The organism is Paenibacillus sp. p3-SID867 (assembly GCF_025142895.1).
Lineage (GTDB): Bacteria > Bacillota > Bacilli > Paenibacillales > Paenibacillaceae > Paenibacillus_AQ.
In genome coordinates, this window is record NZ_JAMBDM010000037.1 from 13924 (window position 1) to 31766 (window position 17843).

Here is a 17843-nt window from a genome sequence, read left to right on the forward strand (position 1 = left end):
CGTTCCCTTTGTCCAACAGTTTCTTCTTATTTATATAGTCTACAGCATTTTGAGTTTACCCATCATGCGTTTCACGATTGTCGCCGTATCTGCACGATTCAGCACGGCATCCGGATTGAAGTTATACGTTGGTTTCTTCTCGCCTTCTTTTAAGCTATTCGCAACACCAGTGATGATACCGGCCTTACTTACAGCAAGAATGGCTGGGTAAGAATAATTCGATTTGATTTTGCCTACATCTTCGAACTGCTTCTGAAGTGCTGTTTTATCCTTCTCGACTTCACCCAACTTCAAGTTCAATGCACGTGCGATGATATTCGCCGCTTCTTCGCGGGACAACTCCATATTCGGAGCAAAGCTTCGAGGAGCGATACCGCGAATGATTCCTTTTCTGGCCGCAGTCTCGATATAGCGGTAATCCCAAAGCATACTGTTTACAACATTCTCCTGATAAATATCATCAAACGTTAACTTACTCTTATCGGTATCGTAATCCAGTGGGATATCCAGCAATTTCACTACGATCGTAGCAAACTCGCCTCGAGTCATCGGGTCATAGATACCGAATGCATCCGTCTTGGATGCTTTCATATATCCTCTTGCCAGCATCAGTTCAATGTCATTTCGAGCAGTTTTGTGAGAAATTGCATCGGAATAGCTGTAACGCAGTGACTTTACGACATAGTATCCAAAGCCTTTAAAGGTAGCCGTAATCGTCTTCTTCTTAGCGTCTACCTTCCCGCCAATGTTAATCCATTCCCCTTGGGAAGGATTGTACCACCAGATCCCTAAGTTACTGGAAGCTGCATTCACAATTCCAGAATCATATTTCAGCGTAATGGTTCCCTTCTGCGAAAGCTCCATCCAGTTCTTAGGCATAATACGTTGAAGGACATAATCCGTCCCTTGCTCATATGGATGCGTTGCCGGTTTTACATTAAAGTCGTTTACCGGATCATTGACGTCTGCATTTAATGAACCCGCGTCCAACCAATAAAGCGGAGATGCATACCCAAAATGAGATCTTGGATATAAACGAGCCGCAAGATCATTTCTGCCAGGTATCAAAGCCAGACGCCCATCCATTTCCACACCGTTCTCTGTTTCTCCAATTCGGTTATAGGCTTTAATGGTCCGGCCATCAATCGGATTGGCAATACCAAATAGGATATCATGCTCTCCCAAAAGATTGATTGTAGGCACTTCAGCATTCGGGCTGAAATCTGCCTGTTGAAGAACCGTTCCTTTTGGCAAGGACAAGGACAAATCTCCTTTGAACACCTTGACTTTACCTGATTTGGAGATGTTGGTTTTATATTGGGACCCTTCTGTAGCATCATCGGTATACGTCACTACAAGCGATCCGTTTGTCTTCTTATTGCCTTGTTGAATGGTAAACTTAATGGTGTTCTTACCGCTCTTCAAATTCTTGACTTCAAGACGGAAAATATCACTGATTTCGGACTTCACCATAGGCGTTTTACCAATCATGATTGAGTCTGCGCCTTCTGCCTTAATGCTGACCATTACGAAGTTTTGCTTAATCACGCCCTCATTCGGCAGTTTAGGAGACAATACTTCAAACGGAGCACGCTCACGCGTAATTTCTATAGTATCCGTTGTCGTGACAGCTTGATAACGTGAGTCGATACTGATTGCCTGCAATCCAACTTCAGGAAGGGCAAGTTGTTTCAGTATCACCTGAACAGAGTTAGATGTAGGAACCGAGACCTTATAGTACAAGTCATGATCAGCCTGATTAACGGAAGCAAGTTGTGTCAAAAGCGAACCGCCTGATAATCTCCAATACCCATTACCATCTTTATTAAATACCGCATAGATGGTTGGCGTCGGATGACTGATATTCACCGTAATTTCATCTGTATATTCTACTTCGAATCGAAGCCCAAGCCCTTTTTCATACGTATTATAGGTATTCTTGTCCGTTTCTCTAAACAGCCCATCATCATTAGTGTATGTTGATGAACCGATAGGGAATGGAACCATATTCTTGATCACTGATTTAGTATCACTAAAATAAAGCAATGTCAGCTTCGTCGAGATTGTACCCTTCTCGTCCTTAATGATCAATGTATTCGGTCCCGGGATCAACTGTAGATAACTCGTGTCGGTAAATTTGAATTCGCCATTTCCATCAATCGGTAAATCCCGAATGTTACCATTAAGGGAAATGGTAAACTTAGGGAGCTGGTTTGTGTTCTTATAGTTGACAACACGTCCTGACACTTCATTAAAATCCGAACTGTTCTTAAACAGCTGATTATTATACAGTTTGTAAATATCGATGTAGGTAGAGGACAGGAATGTTACCGGTATAATCCGTGTGTCCGATACGCCACCGGAACTGTCCGTAGCCTTAATAATCAGGTTTTGCTGACCTGACGACAGACTCGTAATTTTGAATACGGTATAGCCATTGTATGGGTTACTGGAATTTTGTGGGTCTGTATAGGTATATTTATCTGCGTTAAACGAACCTTTACTAGATTCGATGGTAACATTGCCCGCGTTTTTCTGCTTCAGCATTAAATAAATCGGCAGCTCGTTCAGTACCGTATCATTGCCGCTCGGGAACACAGCCATTGAAGATGCGGTCAGAGATTCACTTAATGGGTTATTGCCATACAGCTGATATACTTCCTCGATTGTTGGTGCATTGTCATTCCGATAATGAAAAGTCTTCTGAATCCCGTTGCCATTATCCTCAATGTAGACCAGGTACTCGCCACTCTGCTTGAGAGTCACCACGTCTACGGTCTCAAAAGGGTACATGTAGGAGTTATTCAGTATCGTAGCCTGCCCTACAATAGTAGGGTTTTTATCGAGTTCCTTGGTTGCTGATCCTACAAGTGAAAAGCTTACTTTTACATCAGGCTTCAGCGGGGTTGTTCCATTTGCCGGAGCATCCACGATGACATATCCTGAAATCTTGCCGCTGACGTGTCCAGATACTACTGCTCGTCCGTCAATACTTACGCTCCCGATCTGCAGTTGAGTGGCCGTTAGAGAACCCGACGGGTGGTATACGACCTGTCTTGTGATAGTCTGTGTTTTCGATTCAGAACTTACCACAATGACCAGTTCGTTAACGCCTTCTACCAGCGTGATACCTCCCGAATAGAAGGTATCACCGCCGCCGGCGTACATGCTCTCACCATTGACAGTTACACCCTTGGATCCATTCGTTGCTCTAACGGAGATACTGATTGTTTTTGTATTGACAATGACCGGATTAGGGCTGTTCTCTTCCAGCACGCGTCCATCACTCAAGGACACTTCATATGCTGCCGGAACATCCGAGAATTTCACATAGGCTGTAGCACTTACCTTCTCCCCTGTTAAGCTGTTACCCGATACGACAATTTTATTCTCGCCCTGATTCAGTTGCACATTCAGGAATTGAAACGTATTCGTTGCCTCGTCCAGAATCGGTTTTACACCTGTACCGCCTGTGATTGTATCATCAAAACGTTTGATCTCATAGGAGATCGTATTAGGGTTAATCTGACTATAGGTACCTGATACGGTAATTGAGCTTCGGTTCTCAGGCGTTGGTGAACCGGGATTCATACTTAAATTTGTAAAATGAAAAAACGAAGCCCCATTTGCAGCTGAAGCCGGTAATGCCGGAATTAGGGAAAAGAACATAGCAATGGCCAATAACAGGCTTGCTATTGTACGGAAATTTTTCTTCAACGGTTGTGCCTCCTTGATCATTCGGACGTTGGCGTCCGTTTTGGGTGTTGCGTCGTTCACTGGGTCCCCTCGCTTTCACTGACAGATTGGTTCTAGCGCATAGTTCATATATCGGTCCCAAACATTCAATTATTTAGAAAAAACCACAAAAAAGCCTCACCCTTTTTGGGTGAGGCTGGCATGTCCAATCCGGACACATCATGAAAAAGAATAAGTTCTACTTCGTGCGGCTTTCGGGATTTGCCTTCATTCGCATCCGGTTGATCAGACCCAGAATCGGCCGTTTGGTCTTGCCAACCAGTCCGATAATTTCCGCACCGATCTGCATGAAACACATCATGACGCAGATCACGACGAAGGTGACCCAGTTGGCTTCATACATGGCAGCCGAAGATTGAATGACGGCCAGTACGCCGAAAAAGGCGGCAATCACGTAAATAATCAACACCGTCTGACGGTGACTGAATCCAAGCTCGCGCAGACAATGATGCAGATGTCCCTTGTCCGGAGCAAAGATCGGTTTCTTCTGGATTTTACGACGGATAATAGCGAAAAACGTATCGGACAACGGAACACCGATAATAATCAGCGGCGTAATGAAGGATACAATCGCAATCTGTTTAAATCCAAGCAGGGACAGCATGGCCAAACAAAATCCAAGGAATAGCGAGCCCGTATCCCCCATGAAAATCTTGGCCGGATGGAAGTTGAAGAACAGGAACCCGATAATGCTGCCGAGCAGAAGCAGACAGAGCAAGGCAACGGTGGTGTTGCCCATCAAGACGGCCATGACCAGAATCGTGCCGATCGCAATGCCCGAAACACCAGCTGCAAGTCCATCCAGTCCGTCAATGAGATTAATCGCGTTGGTTACGCCGACAATCCAGAAGATTGTCAGTGGAATCGATACCCAGCTCTCCAGCATGGAGTACCGATCCTGGAACGGTATATTTACAAAGTCCACGGTAATATTAAATCCGAATACAACTACGCAAGCAGCTGCAATTTGAGCCAGAAACTTCACTTTGGCCGAAAGTTCAAATCGATCATCCAAGGCTCCGATCAATACGATCATGGAACCGCCGATTAGAAATGCCTTCATAAAGTTGGCATCGCGAGGCGACAGGCTATCCGGAAGAAAAGGAAGAACTGCAATCAGTCCAAGAATAAAAGCCAGATAGATGCCGAGTCCCCCGAGTCGGGGCATGATCCGGGTATGAACCTTGCGGGCATTAGGAACGTCAACGGCACCAATCTTAACCGCAAACTTCTTCACAAGCGGCGTTAAGAGCAGGGCGAGCGTCAGCGATACGATAAACCCGATGATGTATATCATTAACATGTAATCATTCGACCCCCAATATTGTCTACCGGTTGAATTATACTCCCTTCGGGTCCAAAAACCAATACCAATTTCCGGTGAAATCCCGGATTTCCCCCACAGAAATGAGCCATTTAGCTCGATTTCGTTACGTTTTCTTTCTCGCGCAGCACTTTCACTACGAATTTCGGCAGCGCAAGCATTCTTTTGTAACGGGTTGGCTCCTTCAGAAGGCGGTAAAACCATTCGAGACGAAGCTTTTGGAATACTTTCGGCGCCCGCTTCAGTTTGCCGGAGATAATATCGAAAGATCCCCCGACTCCCATAACAACCGGAACTTGAAGCGCTTGTTTATGCTGCGCAATCCAAGGCTCTTGGTTGTCCGCACCACGGGCGACAAATAAAATATCCGGTGAAGCTGCCCGAATCTGCTCGATGACGGCAGCATCTTCATCAGGTCCAAAAAAACCGTCCCGGTAGCCGCATATAATCGCAGCCGGATATTGCATTTGTAACCTTTCGGCAGCTTCCTGAATCACTTCGGCAGTAGTTCCCAGCAGAAAGAACTTCCATCTATAGGTTTCCCCGACCTTCAACAATTCATGTAACAGCTCAAAGCCGGTAACGCGCCCCTCCAGCGGTTCGCCGCCCACACTGGCAGCCCAGACGATCCCCGTCCCATCCGGAACGATGATTTCGGCACTTTGCATCATCTGTTTATATTCCGGTTGGTTGACGGCCGTCATCACCATGATCGGATTCGCCGTTATGACATGGTGGGGCTGCCTTGACTGAACAGCCTCTGTCAGGAATTTCACCGTATCTTTCATACTAAGCTTGGAAAAAGGAATCTCGAACACCGATACGGTAGGAAATGGATAGGTCTGTTTCATGTTTATCATCCTCTATGGCGTAAATATTGGGCAATGTGGCGTGCAGGCAGCGCAGCCTCTTGTTTCAATACAGTAATCTGCTCGCCGTGCTCCGCTTTCCATGCCGCTGCATCGTCCAGCAGCTTCAGCATCTGATCCTTTAACGCAACTGCGTCAAGTGATTCACTGCTTCCCGCAGGTTCGCTGCCCAGCCGCTTCAAAAAGTGATTGATTTTCGGATCATAGGAAATTCCGAGTAACGGCACACACTGATTCGCGGCATAGATCAGGCTATGCAGACGCATGCCCAGTATCATATCACAATGGCTGACCTCTCGCAGCATGTCCTGCGGCTGCTTCTCATCACGATAGAAACTGATAATCGAACCATTCTTGGAAATATCGCCAATGCCGCTAGCAATAAACTGCGAAGCCTCAAGATCATCCGGCTGATGAAAAGGGAGAAAGCGAAGATGTACCGGACGCTGTGCGGCTAATGCTTTTAAACCTTCCGTAACAGCCTTCAGCTCTTTGCGTTCCGGGTGCCAATATCGAACCGAAATACCGATAACCGGCAGAGATCCTTCCCCTTCCGTTTCGCGATTGGATAATGAGGACTGCACTAAAGGTTCTTCGAATGATTCACGATGTTCTTCTATAGAAGAAACTGATGCGACATCGTTCTCTTCTAACCCCGATCCCGGGTTAAAATCACGCTGAACATCCTCACCCTCTGGCAGCGGCATGCCCATCACCGGATCGGGTACGACGTGAATGGCTTCCGCAGATATTCCCATCGACTGAAGCAGTTCACCTGACTGAATGTCACGCACCGAGATGTAGGTGCATTTTCGGAAGATCGAGCGAATCATCGGATAAAACAGCTTACGGTTGACAGGTCCGACGCCCTGCGCATAAATAAACGTCGGTTTACCAAGCCACTGCGCGATCTTGAGGACGCCCAGATAATACGGGATTGTCTTCGGGCTGGTGGCATCCTGCAGCAAGCTTCCTCCACCGCTGATCAAACCGTCACTGTCCTTGATTGCCTGTCGAACTTCTCCCAGCTTCATTCGGTGAACGGATTTTACCCCATAGGCGGCCGAAGTCCAATCCGGGTCAATGGAAAGTACAACGGGATTGATCTCAATCCCCGTTGCCTTACCCTCCTGCTCCAGAGCGGTCAAGATGGATTTGAGGACCGCTTCGTCACCGCTATTTTTGAATCCGTAGTATCCGGAGATGACTATTGTCTTAGAAGTGGAGACCATCGTTTCCAGATCCTTTCTGCCACTTGCCATACCAATATCGCGATCAATCCGATAATCAAGCCGAGTCCAAGACCCAGTACAACGCGAATGGCCGAAATATAGAGTGGCGTGTGAATATGCGTGAATGTTCCGACCATCGACAGCTGCCCCATTACACCGATAATGAGCAGATAAACGGCATGACGGTATTTAAATGACAGGAACACGCCGAGTACCATCATTGGATGGGCAAGCAAGAACTCCTTATTACGCGGACGTACGCCAAACGTATTTTCCAGGAATGTACGGAATGCCATTTCGATCGACGACACAGAGCCTGCATTACCTGTACGAGTGAGATAGTACCAACCGACAATAGCCACAATGCCGGCTGCGATGACCCATGTCAGCGAGATCGGTGCTTTAAGCAGTTTCAGAATTGAGCTATAAGTAGATCCGCCTCGGTACAGAACCACGTAGATTGCAATGAGTCCTATCGGCGCTGCAGCCAGCAAGCTCACGCCGCGGAACTGATCCAGAACGAGCATATAGGTCACATTATTCAATAACGCAACAACGATTGGTACGGCTGCAAGCGACAAAATCGTGGTCTTTATCAATAGTACGATCGAATGGGTCACTCTTCTGCCAGAACTCATGTCCGGTATGCTCTGCTGCGTTTCATTGACTTTACGAATCGCCAGAATGACGGCAACCGTTGGAGCACTGATCGCCGCAAATAAAGCCAAGGCCTGTTCAAGCAAGGTCGGCTTCAGAACATACAATCCCGCACTGCCCAAAAGCCCGATCAGGAAAGCGGCAATCGTAAGGAACGGAATGTAATAGGAAATCATGAGCGAAATCAGAGCTACGGCTCCAACGACAGCCCCAAGCTTGAAGTAACGCTGCAAGGAAGAGTCAGTCACCTTAAACGGCTCTGCAGGACCCATGGTGAAGCCATTGTCCTCGATCTGCTTAATGGCCTGACCCGTACCAGTCAAACTGTCAATCAAATTATCCAGCGGGTGAGTAACGGATGCTTTGGTCATATCTCGGCTCGGCTCCGCGTTTAAATAGAACATTCGAATGTTGCGGTCTTTGGAAGCCAAAGCAAAACGGTCTCCAATAACCTCAGGCTCCAGATTAGCATCCCGCTCGCTTAAGGAATAAATACGGGTTACGTTGTAATCTGTTAAATAAGCAAGTTTCGTAAACCCTTTTTGCGGACGCTTGATATTCTCAATCGCCACGAGGCCGATGCCATGTTGGTTCAAAAGCTCGCCAAAGGAATCCAAGCTTTTCATGTCTGCATCATCATTGAAGCCTCTTGCGGAATCACCTTCAAACAAAATTCGTTTTACGCCGTTGTCCGCGAAGTACGCCATCAGCTTCTCCATATAGGCCTGGTCATACGGAAGACTGTCCGACAGACGCGGCACAATATTAAAGCCCTTCTCTCGCAGCATGCTTATGGTAATAGGGTCTGGAGACAGCGGCTTAATCACCGCATTGGAACGCGGAGTTTCCAGCACCAACCCATCCACTCCACGATCGAACTGCCAGGATCTTACCGGAATACCCAATCTCGTGTAGGTTTCTTCGATAATGGGTTTAATTAAAGTCGCGCTTTCCTCGTTCAGGAATGAAACATACGTAAAATTCTCATTCGGGGAGACCGTCGTACCTGTCAGATCAGCGACCTGCTGCCCGTCATATACCGATATTCGCCGCGATTTCACCAGCTCGTCCAGCGTGCTTTCATAAAGCGCCATACTGATTACGCCGGCTTCTTTCAGGCGATCCAGCTGCTCAGATACAAAATCCTGCGGCTTGGATTGATACGCCGCGACATCCAACAAATCCCGATAATCAAACACCAGTTCTACATTCTTTGATGTTGATTCTGTTTGCAGTCGGTCATAACCTACCGGCAGGGCCGCTGCAACGCCAAGAACAACCAGAATCCACAGCCACTTGCGGGCTGCTGTGTTCCAGCGTTTCCAATTCTGAACCACGAAAGTACCTCCTCATTGAACCTATGGAAATTTACGATGGAGGGCAATAGCTCGTAGGGGCCTTGCAGCAACCATCGTAAATTCCCTTCGTTCTCTTCTCTCATTCAATGTATTTATGTTTAAGCGTCTACCCGGGCCATGACTTGAGCCGAGAGCGATTGAATTTTGCGATTCGCATCGGCGAGAGATTCGCCGCGCACGGCAAAATACACTTTGATCTTCGGTTCGGTACCGGAAGGTCTCAGGCAGAACCAAGATCCGTCATCAAGCAGATACTTTAACACATTTTCCTTCGGCAACCCGTCCAGGCCTTCGGCATAATCAAGCACCTGCTTAACCGGCACGCCTCCGACTTCTCCCGGTGGATTGTCGCGCCAATCCGACATCTTCGCTTGAATCTGGGCGACGCCATCCTTGCCCTTGAGCGTCCGGGATTCCAGTGTCTCGAGGAAATAACCGAACTGCTCATACAGCTCCTGCAATACATCGTACAGCGTCTTGCCTTGTCCTTTATAATAAGCGGCTGCTTCGCATATCAGCATCGAGGCCAATACGGCATCCTTGTCGCGGGCATAATTGCCAGCCAAATAGCCGTAACTCTCCTCATAACCAAACAGATACGTATGGCTGCCGGACTCCTCGAACTGGGTCATTTTCTCACCAATGTATTTGAAGCCTGTCAATGTATTAAATACGGTGGCACCATAATGCTCGGCAATCGCCGCCCCCATCTCACTCGTTACGATCGTCTTGATAACCGCACCATTATCAGGCAGCTTACCCGCTTCCTTCAATTGCCCCAGCAAATAGTGGATCATAATCGCACCGGATTGATTGCCTGTCAGCACCACGTACTCGCCTTGGCTATTCTTCACGACAGCCCCCATACGATCCGCATCGGGATCTGTTCCGATCAAAATGTCTGCTCCCACTTTCTCGCCAAGCTTCATCGCGAGGGTAAAAGCTTCCCGCTCCTCCGGATTCGGGGATTTGACGGTGGAGAAGTTAGCATCCGGCTCGGCTTGCTCCGGAACAACATGAATATGCTTAAAGCCAATGCTCTTAAGCACGCGCTCTACGGGCGCTTGCCCTGTTCCATGTAACGGCGTGAATACGATATGGATATCCTCGCCCAGCTTGGATTCGATAAGATCCCGGTTCACGCTGACATTCGCCACCGTATCCGCAAAAGCCTGGTCCTCCGCTTCACCCAGCCAAACCAGCAGGCCTTGAGCCTCTGCATCAGCTTGAGACAGCCTCTTGACTGCAGAGAAGGAATCCACCTCCTGTATCCGGGCAATCACGCTCTCTGCTTCGTCCGGTACCAGTTGGCCGCCTTCACGGTTGTACACCTTATAACCGTTGTATTCCGGCGGATTATGGCTTGCCGTGATGACAATCCCTCCGGTAGCACCCAAGTGACGCACGCTGAATGACAATTGCGGCGTTGATCGCAAGGAAGGATACAGCTTCGCTACAATCCCGTTTCCGGCCAAAACCAAAGCAGCCTCTAACGCAAATTCCGGCGAGAAATGCCGGGAGTCATGGGCAATGACAACAGAAGGCTTGCCCTCCGCGGTGCCGTGAGTCTCCAGGATATATTGCGCAAAGCCTTGCGTTGCGCGGCCTACCGTATATTTATTAATCCGGTTGCTGCCTGCACCGATAACACCGCGCAGACCGCCCGTGCCAAATTCCAGATCACGATAAAACCGTTCCTCCAGCTCTTTGGTGTCGTGCTCGAGTAAACGCAGTTCCTGTTTCGTCTCCTCATCTACATAAGGATCATTCAACCAACGTTGCACCGTATCGATTGTTCTCTGACTCATCTCTGACATGAAAAAAAGTCTCCCTTCCTCATCCAAACAAGAATAGTCTGAAAATTACTCCTTATCCGCGAGAGCAAACATAATTTCTCCCTCGGCAACTACACGTCCATCCACTGTAGCGGTTGCTTTCCCTTTACCGATCATGCCCTTCAAACGAATGATCTCGACTTCCAGCCGCAGCGTATCACCCGGTACCACTTGCCCACGGAAACGGAAACCGTCAATGCCCGCCAAAAAGCCAAGCTTTCCCCGGTTGCTCTCCACATTAAGAATCGCGACAGCACCGACCTGCGCCAATGCTTCTACAATCAGGACTCCCGGCATTACAGCATATTCAGGAAAATGGCCGACAAAAAAAGGCTCATTGATCGTCACGTTCTTGATGCCGACCGCTCGTTTGCCGTCCTCAATCTCCACAATTTTATCGACCAGCAAAAACGGGGGGCGATGGGGAATAATTTCTTGAATCTGTTTGATGTTCAACATAGTATTAAAATCCTCCTTATGTACGTACCCGCCAAGCATAGCGTTTGAAAAGGGTTGTTCGTTCCATTTGCTGCCGCTGTGCCGCTTTCTCAAGCCGCGGGAGGTATTATTTACGGCTGTATCATGCTTTCTCTTGAGGTTTTCTTAACGAATTTCAGATCATGTGCATAAAAAGAAGGATCTGCGGAAAAAATGATGGATATCCTTCACCGCTGCAGAAGTGAAGGTTTTAGATAAGGGGCTTTCTCCCATCGGACACTTGTGTACGAGGAGAGGGCCCTTTTACAAGTTTTTTGGGGTCCCCGCAAAGTATTTGGAATAAGCATCGCAGCATAGGCTCCACTTTGTGGGGTTATTTTACATACATCCGTCCATTGTCATGAAATGACAAAGTTAATACGCAAGTCCCATCCCATTATACCGTTTAACCCCAAAAAAAGAAAACTCCCTTAAAGGGAGTTTGGCATCTTATCTCAAGACATTGTATTCACCTTGACCTCTCGTCACGGTGCAAAAATCAAATCAAAAACATGCTTCCATGTGCCCCATTCAAACACTTCACTGAGCTCCTGATCGCCGAGGACAACATATCCGAAGACCATGCCTCCGAATAATGCCAATACGAGCAATACAGGAATCATGATGCGGACAGCGATTTTCCATCCGGATGTCTTGGATCGTTTTTTGGCATTTGATTCACTCATGATGCCCACCTACCCTCGCATTGTGTTGGCAAGGTTCATCATGGTATCGCTTGAACTAAGCGCACGTGCCGTCAGCTGGTAGGCCCGCTGAACTTCCATCATTTTGGTCATTTCATCGGTCAAATTGACATTCGATTGTTCAATAAACCCGGAAAGCACCTTCGATTTCGGAGGCTCGCCCGGAGCCGACGGTGTTAAATCGAACACATCGCCTTCCGTCAAGCCGTTTCCTACGACAAACAGGTTATCGCCGACAGCGACCAAGCCCTCCGGACGCTCAAGCTCAACCAGCTTCAAGGTTGCATAAGGAGCCGTTCGACCCGTTGGGGTCTCCACGATAATCTGCCCTTTTTCGTTAATGGCAACTTTCCCCTTGGCCGGAAGCGAGATTGGATTATTGTTCACGTCAAGCACTGGATAGCCTTGTGAATTGACCAGCAGCAGGTTGTTTGGGTTCCGGGCATCCGGAGATACATGAAATCCGCCTTCGCGGGTATATCCAATTGCGCCATCTCCCTGAACGGCAAACATGGCTTGTCCATCAATCATCAGATCGAGCGGATTACCGGTTTCCTTCATGGCCCCCTGCTCCATGTTCTGCACGACGGAAGATAGTCTCATGCCATACCCGAGTGTATAGCCAAGCGGTGTCGCGCGGCCCGTCCGGTCGAAATCCTTGTGATGCCGCTGAACCTGCGTCAGCACATCTTCAAAGGATCCCTCCTTTTTCTTATAACCAGCCGTATTGACGTTTGCTATATTGTCCGCAATGACATCCAATCGCTGCTGGAGGGCATTCATCGACACCATGGCGCTAATCATCGAGTTGTTCATCACTTACCTCCCGTGGGCTCACATTTTCATACAGCAGTTGTACTGCCTGCCTACTTACAAACACAGCTTAGACTCGGCCGATCTCATTGACCGCCTTCTCCAGCGTTCTGTCGTAATACTGAACGATTTTTTGGTTTGTTTCATACGCGCGCAGAGCAGCTGTCAATTCAACCATCGATTGCGTCGGATCCACGTTGGACCCCTCGATGAATCCCTGGCGGATGACTCCGTTATCACCGGGTGCCATAAAACGCACTTCCCCGTCCGGATCGGCCATACGGAACACGCCATGACCTTCACGAATCAGCCCATGAGGCTCGCTCACGATGTTGACTCCGAGAATGATGCCTGTCCCATTGCCTTCTGCGTCCATGATTTCTCCTTGCTCATTCACTGTAAAGTTACTCGCCGAGCCTGTCAATACAATCGGTCTGTTATTGTTATCCAATACCTGATAGCCGCTCTCGCTCAAGAGGCTCCCATTCGGGCTAACCCGGAAGCTGCCATTACGGGTGTAACGGATATCCCCATTCTCATTCTGAACCGTAAAAAAACCTTCCGGCCGGTAGATCACCTCGCCGTTCTCATCCACGTATCTGCCGGAAGCATCAAAGGGATAAGGTTGGCCCGTTGCCGGATTCTGTACTGTAAAAGAGGATACCAGCGCAAAGTCTGTCGACTTGCCCGTTTCACGGAGCGCGCCTTCAGTATAAAGCGATATGCTCTCCTCAGCGTAAACACCCGTGTTGAACTTACCGAGCTTCCGCCCTGCATTCGTCGAATCATTGCCGCCGATCATGGAGACAAGAACTTCAGGGAACGAACGCTGTACGCTGTTGGTTGCCTTGTAGCCTGTCGTGTTGACGTTAGCGATGTTCTGCGTCACCGTATTATGTCGCTGCTCCTGAGTCATCATCCCTGAAGCGGCTGTATATAGACCTCTTAACAATCAAGGCACTTCCCTTCCAAAATAGATGCGTGAATGGCCGCTGCGCTGACGGATTGTATTTCCAATCGCTGCAGTTCAGCATGACCATTGTATAAATTGCAAACCTATGTAGCTGCATCGTATGGATACAGATTGATAATCCAATATCACGTTTCTATTATCTATATCGGAAGGTTAGAACTTTTTCTTTACGACCTTGTCCAAATTATCCAGCATAATTCCCGTTCCCTTAACCACACAATGCATCGGATCCTCCGCAACAAGCACCGGCACCCGCAGCTCGTCCGTTAACAGCTCGTCCAAACCATGAAGCAGTGCGCCACCGCCGGTCAATATGACGCCGCGATCGATAATGTCCGCTGACAGCTCCGGCGGGGTCCGCTCCAAAACAGATTTGGCTGCGAGTACGATCGATGACACCGGATCCCACAGTGCTTCCTGCACCTCTGCCGAAGACACCGTTACAGTAAACGGCAGCCCCGATACCATATCGCGTCCGCGAATATCCATCTCAGCTTGTCTACCGCCTGGACGAACCGTTCCGATTGCTACCTTCAAATCTTCTGCCGTCCGTTCCCCGATCAGCAATTTATATTTATGCTTCACATACTTCGTGATCGCCTCGTCGAACTTGTCCCCCGCCATTTTAATCGAAGAAGCGGTGACGACATCGCCCATGGACAGGACGGCCACATCCGTGGTGCCGCCCCCGATGTCCACAACCATGTTACCGCTCGGCTGGAAAATATCCATTCCTGCGCCAATTGCCGCTGCCTTCGGTTCTTCTTCAAGGAACACATCCCTTGCGCCGCTGCGCTCAGCCGCTTCCCGGATCGCCTTCTGCTCTACCGAAGTAATGTTGGTCGGTGCACAGATGAGGATTCGGGGCCGGCTGTGCCAACTGCGCGCGCCCACGCGATCAATAAAGTACTTCAGCATCGCTTCCGTAATTTCGAAGTCGGCGATGACCCCGTCCCTCAGCGGGCGGATCGCCGTAATGTTGCCGGGAGTGCGCCCGACCATGCGCCGTGCTTCCTCACCGACGGCAAGGACTCGTTTGGTGTCGGTCTCAATAGTGACAACGGAAGGTTCGTCTAACACTACCCCCTTCCCCTTTACGTGTATGAGCACGTTCGCCGTTCCGAGATCGATTCCAATATCCTTGCTCAACATCATGAAAAGCCCCCAAAGTGTTATTTTATGGTAAAAGAGTCTGTTCGCTGTACCGAACCATCCTTCGACATAATCTAGCAATCGATGATGATCTTCGGCAAAACAGGTCCCATATTTCGATCCTATACCAGCTTTTAACATATCATACTTTAGGGGAGGGATTCAACGTCAATCTAGTGACCTAAGCCCTAAAAATCAGGATTTCGCCGTGGCCACCGGTTCGCGGTTGCTGCCGGTTTTTTTGTACTTGATCTTGGTAGCTTCTCCGCCTCTCAGATGGCGGATGGATTTGTGGTATTCGAGAATGTGCTTCACCTGATCCGCCAGGTCCGGGTTGATCTCCGGCAGACGTTCGGTTAAGTCCTTATGCACCGTGCTCTTCGACACGCCAAATTCTTTGGCTATAGTTCGAACCGTATGCCTCGTTTCCACGATACAGCGTCCGATCTTAATGGTCCGCTCTTTGATGTAATCGTGCACGCTCCCGCCTCCCTACTGTGTGGATAGTTTGGTACATTATATGAGGGGCATGACGGGATATTCTCGGTTTCAAGGGGTGACAAGCTTACTTGGACCCATTTATTTTCTGGACATGCCTGTGACGGACAAGTCTAAAAAGTCCAAGAAACAAGGCCCAGCAAGGGTTGGACTTGCCGTCCGAAACCGCAACAAAAAAAAAGACAGGATCACAAGATCCTGCCCTCTTCATGTGCGCGGTGGGCGCATGGCTACAAAGAAATGAAATTATTTTTGCGGAAGCACGCTCACAGGGTTGACCAGTTTCCCGCCCTCGTACACTTCGAAGTGCACATGGTTGCCGAGATCCTTCTCAAGCTCACTGCGCCCGGCAGTCGCGATGGAATCGCCCTGCTTCACTTCAGCGCCTTCCTTCACTTTCACTTCGTTCAAGCTTTGGTACACGGTTTTCGTGTCACCTGACGTAATTTCCACAACGTTGCCGTTAACCGGATGATTCTCGACCCGGGTCACTTTACCTGTCAGTGCGGCACGAACTTCAAACATCGTGTCATCCGCAGCAGCCAGGTCGATTCCCATATTCGGCGTAAAGGTGTCATTATACTGTACCATCGCCTCTTGATGCGAATCCGGGTTCGTCTCGTCAAAGTAAGGCTTGACGATGCTGACTGCCACGTCATCGGCTACCGGCCAGATCATCGATTGCGCATTGGCCGTCACTTCTACAGCTTCTCCGTCATTGCCTTCCGTTGCAGCAGGTTTCTCTGAACCTTGTACGGATTCCGATACGGTTGTTGCTTCCTCTTGTGGGTTCAGCGTCTTTTGGCTGGCGTCCTGGTAGACCCACACGAGGGTTAGTATAATTGCCGCTGCTGCTAAGTATGCTGCCGGGAACACCCACCGTTTGGATAATGCTTTCTTCCACGAAGATGACGGTACCGCCGAATCTCCTTGCACAGTTTTAGGAGTTTCTTCGTGGGGTTTACTATTTTTGTTCTGTTCATTCATTTGCAATCACCTCAGTAACCATTGTTACCGGGGGCAACTCTTTTATACGTTATCTAACTATTATTTTTTTGAGAGGTTGTTCAAAAAGTCGTCTTTTGATCACGAAGTGAATCAAGAAGTAGTTCGGCATCGAATCTTGAATTCAGCCGGGCCTTCCAGTGCTCACGTACCCAAAAAGTACGCTCCGCTCCTCAGGCCCTAGCTTCATTCAACCTTCTCGGTGCTGAAAATCCGACCTTTTGAATTTCCACTTAAAGAGAGAAGATTTGAAGTTTTGTCAAAAGAAATATTCGTATAGTAGTGTGCCAGAATCTCTTTCGCTTCATATCCTTCGCGGGCCATGCCCTCTGCTCCGTACTGGCTCATGCCCACGCCGTGACCGTTGCCGTAGGTCGTTATCTCAATCTCGCTGTCTTTCATATGAAGGGTGAATTGGCTCGAACGAAGCCCCAGCTTCTCTCTCACCTCGCGACCGGTGAACTTCTTGCCGCCGACCCGTACGCTCTCAATTCGATGACCTTGCGTATATGAGAGTACTTTCAAAAAAGAAGCTCCCCCATCCCCGCCTGCCGATACCGGTACGGCTCCATCCGCCAGACCAAGCTTTCCTATGAATTCCGAGCGGGGCATCGTGATCGTTGTCTTGTACTTCGGTGAAATCTGTTTATCCCATGGACTCTCCACACTGCGCAGGTAGGGAATCTCGTTCTTCCAATAATCCTCTGAATTTTCGGTATAACCGTTACTGGTGGAGAAAAAAGAAGCGGTAATCGGCTGACCCTCATATGTCATCACCACTCCTGCCGTTTCCTTTACCGCTCGCTGGAGCTTCGCCAGCTCGGCTTCCTTCCCGAGCCGCTGCCATTCCTTCGTCAATTCGTCTTGGGCGATGTAAGCCTGGTGGCTGACCGTATCGGTCACCACGGCCTTGCCGTCCGGCACGCCGCTGCGGTCGCCGGACGCCAGCCGCTGCACGATATAGGTCCGTGCCGCGATGGCCTGGGCCTTGAGTGCCTCCAACTGGAACTCGGCCGGCATCTCGGCGGCCAGGACGCCGACGAGATATTGTTCCAGCGGCAGTTCCTCCACGGTATCCGTCTTGGTTACGTAGACGGATACCGTGGGCTCTTCCGCCGCCTGCGGCTCGGCGGAAGGCAGCGGGCCAGGCCCCGGCGGAAGCGGCTCTGGTGCGTTGTTGCCGGGGGCAA

The 17843-nt window shown here is 49.2% G+C and carries 14 protein-coding genes; all 14 read right to left on the reverse strand.

What is annotated here, in order from left to right; genetic code table 11:
- Positions 1-39: 39 nt before the first annotated feature.
- The gene (locus M4D81_RS33595; RefSeq protein ID WP_260069553.1) at positions 40-3717 is read right to left on the reverse strand and encodes an S-layer homology domain-containing protein; all 3678 of its coding nucleotides are present in this window, start codon (positions 3715-3717) and stop codon (positions 40-42) included.
- Positions 3718-3934: 217 nt separating this feature from the next.
- A complete protein-coding gene (locus M4D81_RS33600) occupies positions 3935-5059 on the reverse strand; it encodes a glycosyltransferase family 4 protein (protein WP_071219817.1) in 1125 nt (374 codons plus the stop codon).
- A 113-nt stretch (positions 5060-5172) separates the two neighbouring features.
- Positions 5173-5931, reverse strand: a complete 759-nt coding sequence (locus M4D81_RS33605) for a WecB/TagA/CpsF family glycosyltransferase (protein WP_071219818.1) — start codon at positions 5929-5931, stop codon at positions 5173-5175.
- A 5-nt stretch (positions 5932-5936) separates the two neighbouring features.
- Positions 5937-7181: a polysaccharide pyruvyl transferase CsaB gene (gene csaB, locus M4D81_RS33610; RefSeq protein ID WP_260069554.1), complete on the reverse strand. Its 1245-nt coding sequence runs from the start codon at positions 7179-7181 to the stop codon at positions 5937-5939.
- Positions 7157-9175 carry a DUF5693 family protein gene (locus M4D81_RS33615; RefSeq protein ID WP_071219820.1) on the reverse strand — a complete coding sequence of 673 codons (2019 nt, stop codon included), beginning with the start codon at positions 9173-9175 and terminating at the stop codon, positions 7157-7159. The genes csaB and M4D81_RS33615 overlap by 25 nt, the downstream gene beginning before the upstream one ends.
- A gap of 119 nt (positions 9176-9294) precedes the next feature.
- Positions 9295-11013 carry a phospho-sugar mutase gene (locus M4D81_RS33620; protein WP_260069555.1) on the reverse strand — a complete coding sequence of 573 codons (1719 nt, stop codon included), beginning with the start codon at positions 11011-11013 and terminating at the stop codon, positions 9295-9297.
- A 45-nt stretch (positions 11014-11058) separates the two neighbouring features.
- Positions 11059-11490 carry a 3-hydroxyacyl-ACP dehydratase FabZ gene (gene fabZ, locus M4D81_RS33625; protein ID WP_007133270.1) on the reverse strand — a complete coding sequence of 144 codons (432 nt, stop codon included), beginning with the start codon at positions 11488-11490 and terminating at the stop codon, positions 11059-11061.
- Positions 11491-11993: 503 nt separating this feature from the next.
- Positions 11994-12194: a DNA-directed RNA polymerase subunit beta gene (locus M4D81_RS33630; protein WP_009594210.1), complete on the reverse strand. Its 201-nt coding sequence runs from the start codon at positions 12192-12194 to the stop codon at positions 11994-11996.
- 9 nt (positions 12195-12203) lie between these two features.
- Positions 12204-13028 (reverse strand): flagellar hook-basal body protein, encoded by an 825-nt coding sequence (locus tag M4D81_RS33635; protein WP_260069556.1) that lies wholly within the window; start codon positions 13026-13028, stop codon positions 12204-12206.
- Positions 13029-13095: 67 nt separating this feature from the next.
- A complete protein-coding gene (locus tag M4D81_RS33640; RefSeq protein WP_260069557.1) occupies positions 13096-13977 on the reverse strand; it encodes a flagellar hook-basal body protein in 882 nt (293 codons plus the stop codon).
- 174 nt (positions 13978-14151) lie between these two features.
- Positions 14152-15150 (reverse strand): rod shape-determining protein, encoded by a 999-nt coding sequence (gene mreB / locus M4D81_RS33645; RefSeq protein WP_063479709.1) that lies wholly within the window; start codon positions 15148-15150, stop codon positions 14152-14154.
- A gap of 195 nt (positions 15151-15345) precedes the next feature.
- Positions 15346-15630, reverse strand: coding sequence for a sporulation transcriptional regulator SpoIIID (gene spoIIID, locus M4D81_RS33650; RefSeq protein ID WP_009594246.1), 285 nt, complete (start codon positions 15628-15630; stop codon positions 15346-15348).
- Positions 15631-15894: 264 nt separating this feature from the next.
- Positions 15895-16635 (reverse strand): M23 family metallopeptidase, encoded by a 741-nt coding sequence (locus tag M4D81_RS33655; RefSeq protein ID WP_071218877.1) that lies wholly within the window; start codon positions 16633-16635, stop codon positions 15895-15897.
- A gap of 204 nt (positions 16636-16839) precedes the next feature.
- Positions 16840-17843 (reverse strand): stage II sporulation protein D (gene spoIID / locus M4D81_RS33660; RefSeq protein WP_260069558.1); only part of this gene is annotated, 1004 nt, incomplete at its 5' end.

What these genes read in the sequence shown, in the direction of transcription:
- M4D81_RS33600 (WP_071219817.1), bottom strand. Translation starts at nt 5,059, where the DNA reads ATGTTAATGATATACATCATCGGGTTTATCGTATCGCTGACGCTCGCC.
- M4D81_RS33605 (WP_071219818.1), bottom strand. Translation starts at nt 5,931, where the DNA reads ATGAAACAGACCTATCCATTTCCTACCGTATCGGTGTTCGAGATTCCT.
- csaB (WP_260069554.1), bottom strand. Translation starts at nt 7,181, where the DNA reads ATGGTCTCCACTTCTAAGACAATAGTCATCTCCGGATACTACGGATTC.
- M4D81_RS33620 (WP_260069555.1), bottom strand. Translation starts at nt 11,013, where the DNA reads ATGTCAGAGATGAGTCAGAGAACAATCGATACGGTGCAACGTTGGTTG.
- fabZ (WP_007133270.1), bottom strand. Translation starts at nt 11,490, where the DNA reads ATGTTGAACATCAAACAGATTCAAGAAATTATTCCCCATCGCCCCCCG.
- M4D81_RS33630 (WP_009594210.1), bottom strand. Translation starts at nt 12,194, where the DNA reads ATGAGTGAATCAAATGCCAAAAAACGATCCAAGACATCCGGATGGAAA.
- M4D81_RS33635 (WP_260069556.1), bottom strand. Translation starts at nt 13,028, where the DNA reads ATGAACAACTCGATGATTAGCGCCATGGTGTCGATGAATGCCCTCCAG.
- mreB (WP_063479709.1), bottom strand. Translation starts at nt 15,150, where the DNA reads ATGTTGAGCAAGGATATTGGAATCGATCTCGGAACGGCGAACGTGCTC.
- M4D81_RS33655 (WP_071218877.1), bottom strand. Translation starts at nt 16,635, where the DNA reads ATGAATGAACAGAACAAAAATAGTAAACCCCACGAAGAAACTCCTAAA.